This is a genomic window from Rheinheimera pacifica, from assembly GCF_900108485.1.
Classification (GTDB): Bacteria; Pseudomonadota; Gammaproteobacteria; order Enterobacterales; family Alteromonadaceae; genus Alishewanella; species Alishewanella pacifica.
In genome coordinates this window covers 182,886-197,242 of record NZ_FNXF01000004.1, presented here as the reverse complement: position 1 = coordinate 197,242, position 14,357 = coordinate 182,886, and the positions used below count along the sequence as shown (strand labels likewise).

15 protein-coding genes are annotated in these 14,357 nt (G+C 50.1%); 8 read left to right on the top strand and 7 right to left on the bottom strand.

Translation table 11 applies throughout. The features are described from left to right. Nucleotides 1–39: 39 nt before the first annotated feature. From BLW68_RS07400 to BLW68_RS07390, 3 genes are all read left to right on the top strand, one after another. Nucleotides 40–993: an ATP-grasp domain-containing protein gene (locus tag BLW68_RS07400; protein ID WP_092791848.1), complete on the top strand. Its 954-nt coding sequence runs from the start codon at nt 40–42 to the stop codon at nt 991–993. Beyond that, complete coding sequence (locus BLW68_RS07395) at nt 978–1,811, top strand: class II glutamine amidotransferase (protein ID WP_092791847.1); 834 nt, start codon at nt 978–980, stop codon at nt 1,809–1,811. The genes BLW68_RS07400 and BLW68_RS07395 overlap by 16 nt, the downstream gene beginning before the upstream one ends. 106 nt (nt 1,812–1,917) lie before the next feature. Further along, nucleotides 1,918–2,328 carry a hypothetical protein gene (locus tag BLW68_RS07390; RefSeq protein WP_092791845.1) on the top strand — a complete coding sequence of 137 codons (411 nt, stop codon included), beginning with the start codon at nt 1,918–1,920 and terminating at the stop codon, nt 2,326–2,328. Here BLW68_RS07390 and BLW68_RS07385 read toward each other — a convergent pair. Next, a complete protein-coding gene (locus tag BLW68_RS07385; RefSeq protein WP_092791842.1) occupies nt 2,325–3,428 on the bottom strand; it encodes an endonuclease/exonuclease/phosphatase family protein in 1,104 nt (367 codons plus the stop codon). The two genes, BLW68_RS07390 and BLW68_RS07385, sit on opposite strands and share 4 nt — an antisense overlap. Nucleotides 3,429–3,609: 181 nt before the next feature. Then, entirely contained in the window at nt 3,610–4,143 is a 534-nt protein-coding gene (locus tag BLW68_RS07380) for an OmpA family protein (protein ID WP_092791839.1), read from the bottom strand. Between the two features lie 356 nt (nt 4,144–4,499). On the opposite strand from BLW68_RS07380, the gene BLW68_RS07375 reads away from it, so the two are divergent. The 5 genes from BLW68_RS07375 (at nt 4,500) to BLW68_RS07355 (ending at nt 7,657) form a co-directional block, all read left to right on the top strand. Next, nucleotides 4,500–4,910, top strand: a complete 411-nt coding sequence (locus tag BLW68_RS07375; RefSeq protein ID WP_092791836.1) for a GreA/GreB family elongation factor — start codon at nt 4,500–4,502, stop codon at nt 4,908–4,910. Then, nucleotides 4,910–5,311 carry a nucleoside diphosphate kinase regulator gene (gene rnk / locus BLW68_RS07370; protein ID WP_092791833.1) on the top strand — a complete coding sequence of 134 codons (402 nt, stop codon included), beginning with the start codon at nt 4,910–4,912 and terminating at the stop codon, nt 5,309–5,311. Before BLW68_RS07375 ends, rnk begins: the two co-directional genes overlap by 1 nt. Nucleotides 5,312–5,437: 126 nt before the next feature. Further along, on the top strand, nt 5,438–5,833 hold the full coding sequence (locus BLW68_RS07365; RefSeq protein WP_092791830.1) for a glutaredoxin domain-containing protein: 396 nt from the start codon (nt 5,438–5,440) through the stop codon (nt 5,831–5,833). Nucleotides 5,834–5,919: 86 nt separating this feature from the next. Further along, complete coding sequence (locus tag BLW68_RS07360; RefSeq protein ID WP_281246196.1) at nt 5,920–6,678, top strand: class I SAM-dependent DNA methyltransferase; 759 nt, start codon at nt 5,920–5,922, stop codon at nt 6,676–6,678. Between the two features lie 142 nt (nt 6,679–6,820). Next, the gene (locus tag BLW68_RS07355) at nt 6,821–7,657 is read left to right on the top strand and encodes an NHL repeat-containing protein (RefSeq protein ID WP_092791824.1); all 837 of its coding nucleotides are present in this window, start codon (nt 6,821–6,823) and stop codon (nt 7,655–7,657) included. Between the two features lie 20 nt (nt 7,658–7,677). Here BLW68_RS07355 and BLW68_RS07350 read toward each other — a convergent pair whose 3' ends face one another. The 5 genes from BLW68_RS07350 to BLW68_RS07330 form a co-directional block, all read right to left on the bottom strand. Then, entirely contained in the window at nt 7,678–8,670 is a 993-nt protein-coding gene (locus tag BLW68_RS07350) for a family 43 glycosylhydrolase (RefSeq protein ID WP_092791821.1), read from the bottom strand. 117 nt (nt 8,671–8,787) lie between these two features. Next, the gene (locus BLW68_RS07345; RefSeq protein WP_092791818.1) at nt 8,788–9,297 is read right to left on the bottom strand and encodes a phosphoglycerate mutase family protein; all 510 of its coding nucleotides are present in this window, start codon (nt 9,295–9,297) and stop codon (nt 8,788–8,790) included. After that, entirely contained in the window at nt 9,284–9,844 is a 561-nt protein-coding gene (locus BLW68_RS07340) for a GNAT family N-acetyltransferase (protein WP_092791815.1), read from the bottom strand. Before BLW68_RS07340 ends, BLW68_RS07345 begins: the two co-directional genes overlap by 14 nt. 39 nt (nt 9,845–9,883) lie before the next feature. After that, a complete protein-coding gene (locus tag BLW68_RS07335; RefSeq protein WP_092791813.1) occupies nt 9,884–11,926 on the bottom strand; it encodes a bifunctional 2',3'-cyclic-nucleotide 2'-phosphodiesterase/3'-nucleotidase in 2,043 nt (680 codons plus the stop codon). 2 nt (nt 11,927–11,928) lie between these two features. After that, a complete protein-coding gene (locus BLW68_RS07330) occupies nt 11,929–14,265 on the bottom strand; it encodes a DPP IV N-terminal domain-containing protein (RefSeq protein ID WP_218141328.1) in 2,337 nt (778 codons plus the stop codon). Nucleotides 14,266–14,357: the final 92 nt, after the last annotated feature.

Genomic DNA, 14,357 nt, shown 5'->3' with positions numbered 1-14,357 from the left:
ACTTAACTTTTAATCAACAATTGCCGAGGTTTAGTTGACGTGAATATTTGTATTTTATCGACCGATCAGGAGAAAGATGATCATCGGCTGCTGGAAGCGGCACGGGCCAAAGGCCATACTGCTGAGTTATATAATATCCGTGACATCAGTATGGTGCTGGATACCGACAAACCCACTATTTGCTGGCGCGACAAAGACATTACCAAAACCTTCGACGCTATTATCCCGCGCTTAAATGTTAACTTTACGGATTACGGCACTAACGTATTACAGCAATTTATTTGCGGCCGCACTTACGTTAGCGAATCACCTGCTGCGCTGCGGCTGGGCCGCGACAAATTAAAGTGTTTGCAGTACCTGCTGGCCAGGGGCTTGCCCTTCCCCGCAACCGGCATTGCCTACACGCCACATGGTTTTCGCCAATTGGCTAAAGTTATCGGTATGCCGATGATTATTAAGCTGATTGAAAGCACCGAAGGCACCGGTATTTTTCTGGTAAACAGCTTAAAAGAGATGGATAACATCGTCAGAACGTTCAGCCAGTTAGGCGCGTCCTACATTATTCAGCGCTTTGTCGCAGAAGCTGCCGGCACTGATATCAGAGCTTTTGTCGTTGGCGGTAAAGTAGTAGCCAGCATGTGCCGCCGCTCACAGGATGGCGATTTCAGATCAAATGTTGCGCTGGGTGGCTGCTCTGAACCTTATAAGCTAACCGCAGCCGAAGAGCAGATGGTGTTATCTGCCACGGCATCTATTGGTATCAATGTCTCCGGCGTGGATTTTGTTCGCTCTAACCAGGGGCCGTTGTTACTGGAAATTAATGTATCACCCGACTTTACCGGTGAGCAGGGCATTGAGAAGATAACCGGCATTAACATTGCTGATGCCATTATTGATTTTGCCGTGTCGCAGGTACATGGTTTTTATGAACAGCGCTTTAGCAGCGCCCGGGTACTGGAATCTCCGCGAGGTATCTTATGTGCCGATGGATAGCCTATACCGGTAAACCAATCTATCTGGATACTCTGGTTACCAAACCCGACCATTCGCTGGTAGTACAAAGCCGGCATAGCCAGATGAATTACACTAACAGCGGCCAGCGACTAAGCACGAATGGTGACGGCTTTGGTATTGGCTGGTATGACAAACGCGCCAGCCCGGGCCTGTTTAAAGATGATTTACCCGCCTGGCACAATACCAACTTGAATAATTTATGTCATCAGGTTAAATCTCATACCTTTATGGCACATATCAGAGCCACCACCACAGGAGATATCCAGCGTAGCAATTGCCATCCATTTAGTTATAAAAACTGGTTGTTTCAGCACAATGGCCATGTCAGCCACTTTCCTAAGTTGCGCCGCCAGCTGCAACTGAAAATTGCGCCAAAGTTGTACCCGCACTTACAGGGCACTACAGACAGTGAAACATTCTTTTTGCTGGCACTCACTTATGGCTTAGTGGAAAACCCCAAAGCAGCGATGCAAAAAATGGTGGCAGAAGTACTGCAAACGTTAAATCAGATTGATAAAAAAGGGGTACTAAACCTGTCCTGTGCTATCTCTGACGGCCATAAGCTTTATACGCTGCGATACTCACATAACGAGGCGCCCATGACGCAGTTTGTGTCAACAGACGCCAGCTGCCTGGCAGAATTTGACGACTCCAAACCACGAATTCCGTCTGGCAGTACTATAGTGGTATCAGAGCCACTGGATAATGTCAGTGATAAGTGGACAAAGATCGACAGCAACACTTTTACCACTATCTACCGTAACAACGTTACAACTGAGCGCTTTATGGACGATTAATACGTGGCTGGCACAAGGCCGCGGCGAATATAACGGGCGGCCACTAGCCGCAGTGCGGCGTTTTGTATCATAATCGCCACAGTTATTTTTAGCTTAAAGAGTGATTATGAAAATTATCAGTAGCCTGACCGCCATCCTGTTGGCTGTTGCATTAACTGCCTGCTCTGACACCCCGGGCGAGACTAAACTGAAACAACTGCTACAACAGCAGTATGATGCCAGATATGCTGGCTTAATGGATATTAACGACGTAAAGAAGCTTAATGGCTGGTCGGACAGTGATAAGCACTACACCGCAGAGGTGGCTTACAATATTGCGTTTAAAAAGTCTTTTGCTGCTTTTATGAACGAGCAAACCGAACAGCCCGGCAACCCACTGGAAAAAATGGTAACCGGCATGTCTGCCGGTATGTTAAAGCTGCAATACGGCGATTTTAAAGCCGGAGACAAATATCAGGTAAAACAACAAACCCTGACTTTACGCATGACAGAAAACGGCTGGATGTTAACTAACTAAGCCACTGGTGCACCGGCAGAACGCTCCGGCCGGTGCACTTGCTCTGGTAATACTGCCTGCTCAGCTAAATCACTTTTAACCAGCTGCATATCGTCCGGTTCAAGCGTTACGGTTTGCTCACCGGTGGTTTCTTCTTCCAAAGATAAGGTGATTAACAGCGGAAAGTGGTCTGAACCTATATTAGGTAAACGCTTTATTTGCTGTAAACTAAAGTGCCGGCTGTGAAACAGGTGATCCAATGGCCAGCGAACAAAAGGGTAAGCGGCATGAAAACTATTAAACATGCCCCGCCCGATACGTGGATCGACTAAACCACTTACTTTGCGAAATAAACGAGTTGTTTCTGACCAGGCAACGTCATTCAGATCACCGGTAACAATCAGCGGTTGCTTACACTGCGCCACACTAACGGCCAGTACCAGCAGCTCTGCATCGCGCTCAGAAGAACTTTCATTTTCGGTTGGGCTTGGCGGCGCCGGATGAACAAAATGCATCACTACCCGCAGGCCGCGGCTTAGCTCTACCTCGGCATGAATAGAAGGCACATCCGGCTCAACTAAAAACTGTACTGCGCCATTGTGCAGCGGTAAACGTGAATACACATGCATGCCATATAAGTTGTCCAGCGGACACTTGATGCTGTGCGGGTAATCAATGCTTAGCGTATCCAGTTGCTGCTGCCACCACAGATCAGACTCCAGCGTTACCAGTACATCAGGTTTATGTTGCTGTACCAGCTCAATAAGGGCTGGCGCATTACGGTTTGTCATCAATACATTAGCCGTAATTATTGACACTGTTTGCCTGTTGGCGCTGGCAGCTTTGGTTAACGGTACTTCTGTGCGGTGTAAGCGGGTATACGGCCAAATCCACCAGGCCTGTACAGCAAGACAGCCCAGATTCAGTAATATCAACACCTGGCTGGCTCCCTGCGTTACATCAAGCATGGCCAGTTGCATAACCAATAACAGGCCACTGAGCACCGCCAGCTGCAGACGGGGGAAATCCAGCCCACGTACTAACCAGTGTTTAATGCGGCTAAGAGGTAACAGGGTAAGTAACAACAAGATGGCAGTTAATACAGCAAAACTGGACAGCATTGATTATTCCGTTTCGTTAATAGTGTTTAACCCTAACTGATCCCATCGCCACAGGCAATGCAAAAGCATAGTCTGCAAACAGCTGGCCGGTGTTACGCCACCAACAACGTAATCAGCAGCCAACATAAACAACAACGGCCACCCGCAGGCAGCCGTTGTTGTTTATACTTAAAAGTAACGATTAGAACGCCACTACCAGCTCCACCCGACGGTTGGCTACTCTGCCCTGCGCCGTTTTGTTATCCGCTATCGGCTCTGATGGCCCACGGCCTTCAGCTAGCAGTTGCTCAGCCGCTAAACCCTGCTGCTGCATAAAAGCCATAACCTGCTCTGCCCGTTGTTGTGATAGTTTGTTGTTATAAGCCAACTGGCCGGAGCTATCGGTGTGCCCAAGCACGGTTACATGTTGATAAGTTATGCCTTTTAACGATTCTACTACTGCGCTTAACTGACGCTGTAATTCATTCCTGATACTGGCGCCGTCGTGCGAAAACGCCGTAATACCGGGGAAAGACACTTTAATAGCATTGTCAGCCAGCTCTGCCGTTGTTATACCCGCCACAGGTTGCAACCGGGCTGCAAACAATGTTTGTGACCTGGCCGTTTCCGCATTTACCGCCGCAGAACCTGCTGCAGTGTTGTTTGAAGTGCTGACACAACCGGTTGATATTAACGCCGCAATAACTGCGACGGAAAGCGATAACATGCGCAACATTTACACCCCGTTATTTAATGTTAAATACTGGCGCATACTTTAATAGCTTCACCCAACCCAATAAACACTTTTATTTAACAATAAGCAAAATAAACTACTTACTTATTTTCAATTATTCTGTTAGCTGTTTACTTAAAGTAGTGAGATACCTGATTGAACTTTAGCCCCAAATCCACTATGGTATCGCCATGCAAAGCCCTGAATGTTTTACTGCCTGCACGCCATGCGTGCTACGCCCTTACAATATTGCTATCGCCTTCCATTCCTGGGCCGGTTTTGCCCTGCGCAAAGCCGGCTGAACACTTTTTCTGCTTAAACCCTTGATGTCATTTTCGTTTCTCTGAACCGGAGCTTCGATGTTTTTCTGTTATCCCAAACGGCCTTATGGCGTCGTTAGCCGTGCTATTGCAGCACTGGCCTGCCAGCAACTGTTACCACTTAGTGTGTTGCAACTGGCAAACATTATGCATTTTATTGCCGACGATACGGCCCGGCACCGGCTTAGCAATAATGCCAGTTGTATCCGGCCTGGCAGTTCAGTGGAGCTGCACAATACCGACACCAACGAACGAGGCTGGTTGCAAGTGGTTTATCCGGCACAAGCCAGTTATCGCCGGGGCTGTATTTCTATTGTCTCGCCGTTAGGGGCTGCGCTGATTGGCAAGGCCCCCGAGGCCAGTATTGAGCTTACCGTACTGCGCCAGCGCCTGCATTTTCGCGTGCTGACAGTACTAAACGTAACACACCGACAACCCAGGAGATCTTAATGAAAACACCCGATATCACAGTGTCTACCACCGACTTTGACCGGCTGGATCAGTTGCTTAACGGCCTGCCTGCAGAGAGTATTGCCAGCAACACGCTGCGTCAGGAGCTGGAACGAGCCAATGTAGTAGCGCCACAACAATTACCTGACAATGTGGTAAGCATGAATTCTACTGTACGTTTTAGCTTTGCTGATGGTAAAAGCAGCTGTTTAACGCTGGTATACCCAAAAGATGCCGCCCAGAGCAGTACCATTTCAATACTGGCGCCGGTAGGCAGTGCTTTGCTGGGCCTGCGCGTAGGCGATAGTATTAACTGGCCACTGCCCGGTGGCGATATGTCAACGATCACAGTAGACGAAGTGCTGTATCAACCAGAGCGCGAAGGCGCTTACCACCGCTGATTTGCGCTATGCTGCGGTTATGCTGTTACAGCTAGCCGCAGCACAGGCATAACAACCGGCAAAATGTTACACTAATGCCGCTATTGCCGTATTGGCCGATAAACCCTTTAACCAGCAGAGTAGTATATGCGTTTATTTTTCCGCTTAATCCGTCTGATTTTAACCCCTTTTATGCTGTTAACCGAAAAGCTGACTACGCCCAAAGCCATAGTGCGCAGCGATGCTGAGCAAGCAGCTGTAGATGACGCCTGCCGCCAACTGGCACTGTACCAGTTCAGCGCCTGCCCGTTTTGCATTAAGGTACGTAAAGAAATGGCGCGGCTGGGGCTTAATATCAGCAAGCGCGATGCGCAGCATAACCCGCAATACCGTAGCGAGCTGGAAAACGGCGGTGGCAAAATTAAAGTGCCCTGCCTGCGCATTGAAACCGTCACTGGCGAGGTACAATGGCTATATGAGTCAGCTGATATTATCGCTTATTTACAGCAGCGGTTTGAGCACGTCTCAGCTACAGCGCAGTAACCGCCGCAGTCTGATAATCCTGCTTCGCAAAAAGGTTTAACTGCTATAAAATGCGCCACCTTAGTTTGCGTGGGCAGTAAACAGCGATGATGTCGTCCAATGCGTTATACACCGATTTATCCGGCTACTATGATTTAATGTGTTGCGACATCAACTACCCGGCGCAAAGTAATACCGTACACCGGCTGCACCAGTTGCTGGGTAATGGTGGCAAAGCCCATCTCGATTTAGCCTGTGGCACCGGCCCGCATATCCGCCACTTTATTAATTACGGCTACCACAGCATCGGGCTGGATTTAAACCAACCCATGCTGGATTTAGCAAAGGCGCGCTGCCCGCAAGCTCATTTTATGCTGCAAAATATGTGCAGTTTTACGCTGGATAAGCCGGTTGACCTTATCAGCTGCTTTTTATATTCCATTCATTACAGTGCCGGTATTGATCAGCTAAAACGGTGTATTGCCAGTGTTTATGCAGCACTGAACGCAGGCGGAGTGTTCTGCTTTAATGCGGTAGACAAAGACAAAATTTGCAACCACAGCGCCGTGCGTCACAGTACCACACACGACAACAGCCACTTTGAGTTTGAATCGCTGTGGCACTACAGCGGTAGCGGTGAGCAACAAGCGCTTAAGCTGCGCATTGCCAAAACCAGTGCCGGCAATACTCAGCTATGGCAGGATGAGCACCCTATGGTGGCCATCAACTTTGCCGAACTGCAAGCGCTGCTGTTGCCTTACTTTGAGGTGCATATATTAGCGCACGACTACGACAAAATATCACCATGGGACAACACCTCCGGCAACGCCTTATTTGCCTGTGTAAAACGCTGTTTCCCCGCGTAGTAGGCCACCTTACCGGCACTACAACAGTTTCAAATATGGAAAACTGCAGCTGTTAACTTTGCCGATAGCGGCTGCGGTTCGCATTGTGCCGCCCTGCACGCTATGCTGGCGACTTTACTAATGCCGCCCGGAGTTAATACAGATGAAAAAATATTTATCACTTTTACTGACTTTGTCCCTCCCCCTTAGCGCAAAACCGCAATTAGAATTACTCTGGCAAACTGAAGGCTTGCGCGTGCCAGAGTCGGTGCTGGTGCATCAGCAGCAAAATGATAAGTTTTTATTTGTGTCTGAAATTGATGGCGAGGGTAATGCGGCCGATGGCGAAGGTGGTGTAGCACTGCTAAATACCGATGGCAGCATGCGCGAGCATAACTGGCTGCGCGGTTTAAATGCCCCCAAAGGTTTGGCACAATACCAGGGCAAACTTTATGTAGCAGACTTAACCGAACTGGTGATTATTGATATTGCCACCGCTAAGGTTACGGCAAAAATTCCCGCGCCGGATGCGGTATTTTTAAATGACGTAACAGTAGATGAGCACGGCGTGGTGTATATCTCTGATACACGCAAAAACCGTGTGTATAAATATGCCGAGGGCAGCATCAGTATCTGGCTGGAAGATATTATTGCCGCTAACGGTTTAAAGAGTATCGGCAGCGACTTGTACATAGCTGCGGCAGACTTATTGCTAAAAGCGGATAAAAACGGCGAAATAACGCAAATAGCCAAAGGCTTCTCACAACGCGCCGACGGCTTGGAGCCGGTAGGTAACGGTGATTTTATTGTCAGCTGCTGGGCCGGTATTATCTATTACGTATACGCCGATGGCAGGATGGAAGCTATACTCGACACGCAGCAGCAAAAACTCAATACCGCCGATATCGGCTGGGATGCCAAAACTAACACCCTGTACGTACCGACTTTTTTCGGTAATTCAGTTAGTGCTTATAAGTTAACCCTGCCAGCGAAAAACTAAGCGCTGGCAGCTAAGCCGTATTAACGGCTTGTGGGTTTGCCCACACCTGTATCCGTTCTTTGTACCGGTTTAATAGTACCGTCGGCGTTAAACTGCAGATATTCTGCAGCGACATGGCGCTGGCGTTTATTGCAACCAGCTTCAGGGGTGTCGAGCCAGCGATGGTAAAACAGTAGCCACTGGCCGTTATACTGCACGATAGAATGATGATTGTTGCTCTGGTGCTCCTGCGCCATAAACTCGCCGCGGTACGTCCAGGGGCCAACCGGGCTGGTTGCCGTATAGTACGTTAGCACACGGTTATTTTCCGGCATGGTAAAGTAGTACAGGCCATTACGCTTAAATACCCAGGGGCCTTCCATTTTCGGTTCGTACCCGCCCATATCCATTTTAATAAAATCGCCGTCAATGCCACGCATATCGTCACGCATTTTTACCACGCGGTAGTCAAAATCAATACCATGGAAATACAGATAGGCCGTGCCGTCATCGTCAATAAATAACGCCGGATCATTGGCATAAGGCGTTCGCCATAGCGGTGCGCCTATCACGTCTTTAAAAGGCCCGGCGGGCGAATCGCTCTCTGCCACACCTATGCCCATCCACTTAGTGCTGTTTTTCGGGTTTGCTCTGTCTTTCACTCCGGTACCTGCCGGAAACACTAAGTAGTATTTACCGTTTTTGTAAGCAGCATCCGGTGCCCAGGCATAGTCATCGGCCCAGGCCAGATCGTCCACCGACAATACCGCGCCGTGGGCTGTCCAGTCGGTCAGGTTGTCGGTAGAAAACACATGCCAGTCTTTCATATGAAAATCTGCCTGGCATTCTTCATCATGCGAAGTGTAAAGATAGAGCCGGCCATCCTGCCAGACATGAGCCGACGGATCTGCAGTGCGAATGGGTTTGTTATCAAGCAGCAAACCAAAGTCCAGCGGGTTTTGCGCCAGCGCCGGAGTAATTATCACAATGGCCGCAATAACTAACGCAGCGCGCACGCGATCAAGTTTTAGCATATTCAGTACCAAAATTAGCGGAGTAATGCCTTATGCTGGCCTAAAGCATGCCGCTAACACCAGTACCATCGCCGGTTAATTAGCTAATGTTCCAGATATGAAACCCGTTGGCTATTGTCAGGAGCCGCTGGCTTGCTGGCAGATAAAGGCTTGCCGCTTAAGCGTTACACTGCTCTGCTCGCCCAGTTGTAGTTGGTAGAGTAAGCTGTACTCCTGCTCTGTTAATGCTGCCATGTCGATACCGCTAAGTAGCGATACCAGCTGTGGCACGGTGTTACTATGCCCTACTACCAGCACTGGTTGTGTATGTTTCAGTAACAGCTGCTGTAACTGCTCTGGCTGGCGCGGATCATAATTATTTACCGGTAGTTGTTTGTGCTCGGCAACGGCTGCAGCCGTTTGCCGGGTGCGCTGATACGGTGTGGCATACACGGCGGCCAGGGGAATGTTGGCAAAGTAATCAGCCAGTGCTTGTGCTCTGGCCCGGCCGCATTCTGACAAAGGCGGATCTTTACTGTCGTCTTGCTTTTCGGCATGGCGCACCAGATAAACTGTGTCAGCACTTAGCTGCAGAGCCAATAAACAGCTTAGCGCACCAAACCAGGCCAAGAGTTTATTGAGTTTCAACTTGAGGAACATCCATGCGGTACAACACAGCATCTACATCCCCCAGCGCATCGCGGTGCAGATAGCGTTTTACAAACTGCATACCCAATTTACGCATAACGCCAATTGAGCCGGCGTTATCCGGCACGGCAATAGCCGACAAAAACCGGACATTGCTATTGTTTGCCAGCACCGCATCGGCCACAGCCCGGGCGGCTTCGCTGGCATAACCCTGCCCCCAGTATGGCCGCTTAAAACGCCAGCCAAGTTCAACGTCATCGCGGCTTGGCGTGGCGGTATTAAAACCCATCGGCCGTATTAATACCCAGCCGATATAAGCGTTATCTTCTAACCGCCGCACCTGCCAGATACCATAGCCTTGCGCCGGGCTGCGGTACTGCATCATCCGCGGTATAAATATATCAACAATGGTTTGCATTGTTGTAAGCTTGCCACCGTTGAGGTAGCGCATAACTTCCTGATCCTGATCTACTTCAAACAGCAACCCGGCATCCTGTTCAGACAGCAGGGTAAAACTCAGCCTGTTGCTTGCAGCAATTTTCAACATACTCTTTCACTCTTTTCTACTATTGCGCTCTGGTCGTATCTACTGCAGCTCAATACGGTACTGGGCAAACCCCAGCTCGTCGGTGCCCAGCTTGGTCATGGGCCACTGCTTATAGCGGCGGACAAAGTCTTCTGCTGTTTTGCTGTCTTGCGTGCTAAAGCGGATATCCAGCACCGCGCTGCCGGCAACAGGCAGCAAACGCCAGTTATTGTCGGCCGCCGGGTTTACCTGGCCGCTGTATTGCCCGCTGGCCGCATCGTAGCCGGATTGCTGCCCGATATAACTTACCAGCGCTTCACGGTTGCTGTCGGGCAACTCCATTACTACATGCTCGCTGCCGGTACCGGCAAAACGGCCACCAAAAGCGCGGTAATTATTGGTTGCCACTATAAACTGCTTTTCGGCCAATGCTTTACCGCTAAATACTTTGCCGCTGTTGTCGGTATAACTCAGGTTAACAATACGCGAGGCAGTTGCGTTTAGCAGCTCACAGTCGCGGCCAAATTTAGCTGGCTGGGTCACATCTATCTGATAGTTTACGCCATCGATTACATCAAAATTGTAGGTCGGGTGTTCATAGTTAATCAGCTGTTGTGGTGCACTGCTGGTCACATCAATGCGGTTAAACTGGTTGGCCGAGCATTCCAGCCAGTCTTTTAATTCAGCACCGCTGAGTTTTACCGCCACCACAGTGTTGGGGTAAAGATATAAGTCTGCAGCATTGCGAAAGCTTAACGTACCGGCCGACACCTGAATGTACTGCTGCGCATCTGTCGGTGAGCTGCGCCGCCCGCCAGCTTTAAACGGCGATGCTGCCGATAGCACCGGCATATGCTGCAGCTCTGCCGGTAGCATAGCAGTAACTTTGGCTATCTGGGCGTTAGCTACAATTTGCACTGTAGGGTCATCCTGTACCTGGGCCAGAAAGCTATACATATCGGCCGACGCCACACCTATAGGCCGCTGCATAAAGTCAATTGTGCCCTGGTGTGCCTGCTGCACTGCGGTGTGAATACGTTTATCGGCCACCACCAGCGGTGCTTTTTTCACCCCGTCATAAATCGCTATGGCTTTGGCAGTGGCATCAGTTACCTGCCATTTGCCATGTTGCAGGCTAAGAGTAAAATCTACCTGGCCCATATTGTCGCCCCAACGCCCCGGCATTACGGCGGCAACGCCGTTAAGCAGGCCTTTTTCAATATCCGCCCCCGGCAAGTCACTGTAACGGGATGACGGAAAAACAGAATGGCTGTGGCCAAACAGCACCGCATCAATATCCGGCACCCGGGTAATGGCATACACTGCGTTTTCCGCATTCGCATCACCCGGGTTTTCGCTGGAGCCAATACCAGAGTGCGGGATAGCAATAACCAGATCGGCACCCTGCGCTTTCATTTGCGGCACCAGTTTTATTGCCGTTTCCACAATACCGGCCGCACGTACTTTGCCGGTTAAATGTTGTTTATCCCACAGCATAATCTGCGGCGGTACAAAGCCAATATAACCAATTTTTATACTGTGTTGATTACCTGCGGTATCTGTTACCACAGTGTCTTTGATAAGGTAAGGTGTAAATAAATGCTCGCCCTGTTTTATGCCGTTCCAGCACTGCGGCTGTGCACAATACACATTGGCATTAATATACGGAAAAGCGGCACCGGCCAGTGCTTTTTGCAGAAAATCCAGGCCGTAATTAAACTCGTGGTTGCCAATATTGCCCACATCGTATTGCAGTACATTCATGGCCTGATACACCGGGTGTACTTCGCCGTCAGCCAGGCCTTTGTGTGCAGCATAATCGCCCATCGGGCTGCCCTGAATTAAATCGCCGTTATCCACCAGCACGGTGTTAACGGCCCCCTGCCGGGCGACTGCTATCAGGCCAGCTGTGCGCGCCAGGCCAATGCTGGGATCTTGGGCGGCGGTGTAGTAGTTATAGTCCATAACATTGGCGTGCAGATCAGAGGTTTCCAGCACCCGCAGTTTTACCGTCACCGCTTGTTGTGGGGTGCTAACAGCACAAGACATCACACTCAGTGCCGCTGCTGACAGGCCTAATAAAGAGAAAGACACTTTAAACATAGTTAAATCCCGGCTTTTGCAGCCTGGCCAGAACCCAAAGTATTCCAGTCAGGTGTTGGCTGCTGTTGTAAATGACGCAGAAAAAAATCAAACTGGCGCCGCTGTATATAACGAATTGGGCCGCTGGAGCGCCCGGTACTGTGCTCTCCGCCCGGCACCAGCAGTAAATCAAAATCTTTGCCGGCGTTAATGAGTGCATTAACCAGTTGCATGGTAGAGGCCGGATCAACATTACTGTCCTGCTCGCCGTTAATGATCAGCAGTTGGCCCTGCAGCTTTGCTGCATGTTCTGTTACCGACGAGGCAGCATAATGCGGCCCTACCGGGTAGCCCATCCACTGTTCATTCCAGCTTATTTTATCCATACGATTGTCATAACAACCGGCATACGCCACACCTGTGGTATAAACCTCCGGATGAAACAGCAGCGCTGCTACCGTACTCTGACCACCGGCCGAAGCCCCATAAATGCCCACGCCTGCGGCCATATTGTACCAGGGGAATTGCTGAGCCGCGGCCTGATGCCACAAAATCCGGTCCGGAAAGCCGGAGTCGGCCAGGTTTTGCCAGGCCACATCATGAAAGGCTTTAGAGCGGTTGCTGGTGCCCATACCGTCAATTTGTACTACCACAAAGCCTAAATCGGCCAGCGCCTGCATACCTATTACTTTATCGCCGCCGGCATGAAAACCAAACGGCCAAAAGCTTTTGGGCACAAAGCTGTCGTGCGGCCCGGCGTAAATATTTTCAATTACCGGGTATTGCAGCTTAGGGTTAAAGTTTTGCGGCGTAACGATTAAACCCCAGATATCGGTTTTACCATCACGCCCTTTCGCCACAAACGGCTGTGGCGTTTTAAAACCGGCCTGGGTTAAACGGCTGATATCCGCTTTAGCCAGGGTGCGCAGCAATTTGCCATCACTGGCGCGGCGCAGTTCCGCCACGTTGGGTAAGTCTACCCGCGAATACAGATCGATATAATATTGCCGGTCAGCCGAAAAGCTCAGCTGATGATTAGCATTAGCGCTGGTAAGAGCGGTAAGGCCGCTGCCATCGAAGTTAATCCGGTAATAATGCACAAAATAAGGATCCTGCCCGGCATTGATGCCACTGGCAGCAAACCACAGTTGCTGCGCCTGCTCATCGATATGCAGCACCTCGCGTACACGCCAGCCGCCTTTAGTGATTTGGTTGTTTAACTTGCCGTCTTTGTTATACCAGTACAAATGCGCCCAACCGTCCTGCTCTGACAGCCAGATAAAACCCTGCTCCGGCGTTTGCAGCGGCTGATAAAATGCCGACCACTGATCAATAAAGGTGTTGCTGCGCTCTGTCAGTAGTGCCTTCGGCTGCGCCGTTTTGGCATCTACGGCAATAATACGCGCCAACTGGTGGCCGCGCTCGGTATAACGAAAGGTAAAACGGCTGCTGTCGGCCTGCCATTGCACGTTGTCCAGCATATAAGGCTGGCTGAACAGCTGGTTGTCTATCTGGGTTGCCTTCGCGGTTTTTAGCTGTAGCAGTACCGGCTGGTCAATGTCTACTGCATCACCGGGTTTGGGGTAAAGCTGAGTCAGGGTTTTGGGTTCCAGCTGATCTTGCGGCGATGATAAAACACGGCTAACAAAGCGTGCGGTACCGGGTTTTACTTTCATTACCAACAAAGCCGAGCTATCGGGCGCCCAGCGGATAGATTCAGCATCGTAAAACTGCGCTGCAGTGCCGTCCTGGCTTTGGTACTTAACCGTGCCATCTGCTGCCGTAACCACCAGATTATGCGCTATTACCTGCGCCTGATAAGCTGCATCGGGCGATTTACGTGCCGGATTGTGCGCTGGCGTGCGTAAATCTCTTACCACACCAAAGGCTTTAGGCTGATTTTGCCGGGTTAAGCTTTCACATGCTGTGCCGTTAAGCGCACACTGCCAACTTTGGTCATCATAATAAAACTGGATCTGCTGGCCATTATCGCTGTAGCGGAAACTATCAAACGGCAGTTGCAGCGCATTAAACGGCTGCCCTGTAGCAGCAGTTAATGCTTGGCTTATTAGCTGATGATCAAAAGCAGCTTCAGGTTTTGCCGCCGTTACCGTATCGCGGTAGAACATAAAACCGCCTTCCACGCTTAACTTGTAGTGAAAGCTGTGGCCAGTGGCGGCCCATTGCGGTTCCAGCATCAGATTGCGGGTAAGGTTAATCCAGTTATCGCGCAGCGACAGCGAACGCTCAATCTGTGCAGGGCTAACGTTCTGTGCCTGAGCAATGCCCGGCAGCAGCGTAATACTGCCGAACAGCATGGTGATACTGCATATGGCATTGCAATAACCGCTTAATTTCATAGGTGTTAATTCCATTACTCTGCTAAGTAAGGCTAACCTATAGAAAAACAGCGCTAAACAAAAGCGGCAAAAATAAATTCACGCTTAAAACA

Bases quoted from the DNA above. Each gene is read 5' to 3' on its own strand.
- BLW68_RS07395 (WP_092791847.1), top strand. From the start codon at position 978: ATGTGCCGATGGATAGCCTATACCGGTAAACCAATCTATCTGGATACT.
- BLW68_RS07390 (WP_092791845.1), top strand. From the start codon at position 1,918: ATGAAAATTATCAGTAGCCTGACCGCCATCCTGTTGGCTGTTGCATTA.
- BLW68_RS07385 (WP_092791842.1), bottom strand. From the start codon at position 3,428: ATGCTGTCCAGTTTTGCTGTATTAACTGCCATCTTGTTGTTACTTACC.
- BLW68_RS07380 (WP_092791839.1), bottom strand. From the start codon at position 4,143: ATGTTGCGCATGTTATCGCTTTCCGTCGCAGTTATTGCGGCGTTAATA.
- BLW68_RS07375 (WP_092791836.1), top strand. From the start codon at position 4,500: ATGTTTTTCTGTTATCCCAAACGGCCTTATGGCGTCGTTAGCCGTGCT.
- rnk (WP_092791833.1), top strand. From the start codon at position 4,910: ATGAAAACACCCGATATCACAGTGTCTACCACCGACTTTGACCGGCTG.
- BLW68_RS07365 (WP_092791830.1), top strand. From the start codon at position 5,438: ATGCGTTTATTTTTCCGCTTAATCCGTCTGATTTTAACCCCTTTTATG.
- BLW68_RS07360 (WP_281246196.1), top strand. From the start codon at position 5,920: ATGATGTCGTCCAATGCGTTATACACCGATTTATCCGGCTACTATGAT.
- BLW68_RS07355 (WP_092791824.1), top strand. From the start codon at position 6,821: ATGAAAAAATATTTATCACTTTTACTGACTTTGTCCCTCCCCCTTAGC.
- BLW68_RS07350 (WP_092791821.1), bottom strand. From the start codon at position 8,670: ATGCTAAAACTTGATCGCGTGCGCGCTGCGTTAGTTATTGCGGCCATT.
- BLW68_RS07340 (WP_092791815.1), bottom strand. From the start codon at position 9,844: ATGTTGAAAATTGCTGCAAGCAACAGGCTGAGTTTTACCCTGCTGTCT.
- BLW68_RS07335 (WP_092791813.1), bottom strand. From the start codon at position 11,926: ATGTTTAAAGTGTCTTTCTCTTTATTAGGCCTGTCAGCAGCGGCACTG.
- BLW68_RS07330 (WP_218141328.1), bottom strand. From the start codon at position 14,265: ATGAAATTAAGCGGTTATTGCAATGCCATATGCAGTATCACCATGCTG.